This is a genomic window from Xenorhabdus miraniensis (assembly GCF_002632615.1).
Genome location: NZ_NITZ01000071.1, coordinates 1 through 1,658, shown reverse-complemented (window position 1 = coordinate 1,658; position 1,658 = coordinate 1). Strand labels below are relative to the sequence as shown.

The following is a 1,658-nucleotide window of genomic DNA, read 5'->3' as shown; positions in this document are numbered from 1 at the left end:
TCGTTAGTTTCATCTGCTTTTAAAACCCATTTATCAAATTCCTTATTTTGATATCTCATATGGTTATTGGTATTACCTGACGTGAAAATATCCAAGAAGCTGATCGGGCTATTATAATCGGCATTCCATGCGTATCTTGTCAGTTCAAAATCACCTTGAGCCATACTGGCACTCTGTGTTTTAGATTCTTGATTTTGTAAAACAACTTTCACACCAAGATTCTTTCTCCACACTGAGCTGGCAGCAATGGCTATTTTTTTATGGGCTTCGGAAGTGTTATACAACAAGGTAAGCTTAAGCCGGTTCTTTTCATTAAAACCAGCCTCACTCAGTAACGCTTTGGCCTTTTCAATACGCTGCTCCTGTGTCCATGAGGCATATTCAGGATGCTTTAAATGAATCCCCCCTGTGCCTGGAAAAACCACATCATAAGCGGGTTTTTGGCCATTCCCCAATACCTTATCAGTAATAATGTTCCTATCTACGGCTAAAGCCAGTGCCTGTCTGACCCGAACATCATTAAATGGCGGCGTTTGTGTATTAAACAGATAATAATAGACCCCCAGTATGGGTTTAATATGGAGTTGATCACCAAATTTTTCCTTAACCATTGATGAGAATTCCGATGGTCCACCATTGGATATATCAATCTCACCTGTCATATAGCGGTTAAGATCGGCTTTATAATCTGATAATGGTAAGTAAGTAACTTTGTTAATTATGGTATTTTTATCATCCCAATAATAAGGATTTCTGACACCGACAATTTTCTCATTCACAACCCATTCAGAGAGTTTAAAAGGCCCATTACTGACAAAATTTTGTGGCTGCGTCCATTTAATACCATATTTTTTGATAACCGCTTCACTGACGGGAGACATCGCAGGATGCGCCAGCATTTGCAGAAACCCTGCTTTTGGCCTTTCCAGTGTAATTTCTATCGTTGCATCATCCAATGCTCTTACACCCAGTTCTTCCGGTTTTTTCTTACCAGACAGTACATCACGGGCATTCACAATCTTAGCTTGTATTAGGTAGCTACCATAAGGAGAAATAGTGTCGGGCGTGACCAACCGCTGGAAAGAAAAGACCACATCTTGAGCCGTAATCGGTGTACCGTCAGACCATTTAACGCCTTTTCTCAAATGGAAAATCCATGTTTTATTATCTTTGTTTTCCCAACGTTCAGCCAAAGCGGGAATAATATTTTCTTCTTTATCTGTATCAACTAAACGCTCGAAAAAATCCCGCAAAATATCAAATTCACTGCTACCTTCAGATTTATGTGGATCTAAAGAACCGGGCTCAGAGAAATTATTACGGGTAATTTCTTGTTTATCTGCTAATTGAACATTGGGAGGAACAATAGCAGCATAAGAGAAAGTGATACTTCCTAATATTAAGCTAACAGAACAGGTTAATAATCTGGTTATTTTATTTTTTATCATCATTACCAGCATTTTCTGCATATTAGTGATCTCCATAACTGTTTTTATTATTAAATAATCATTACATAAATTACTATTACCTTATAACCATTACTGATACAGACATTACCACTTTGAGTTATCTCTTCGAGTCATTAGAATTAGATTTAAACTTAAAATTGACGCAAATGCAGAAGTGCAACGCTAATTATTAGCGTTGCACTTTTGATC

Annotated in this window: 1 protein-coding gene; it reads right to left on the bottom strand. The window is 37.6% G+C overall.

Translation table 11 applies throughout. The features are described 5' to 3' along the window. Nucleotides 1–1,469 (bottom strand): ABC transporter substrate-binding protein (locus Xmir_RS22025; RefSeq protein WP_244171025.1); only part of this gene is annotated, 1,469 nt, incomplete at its 3' end. Nucleotides 1,470–1,658 lie beyond the last annotated feature (189 nt).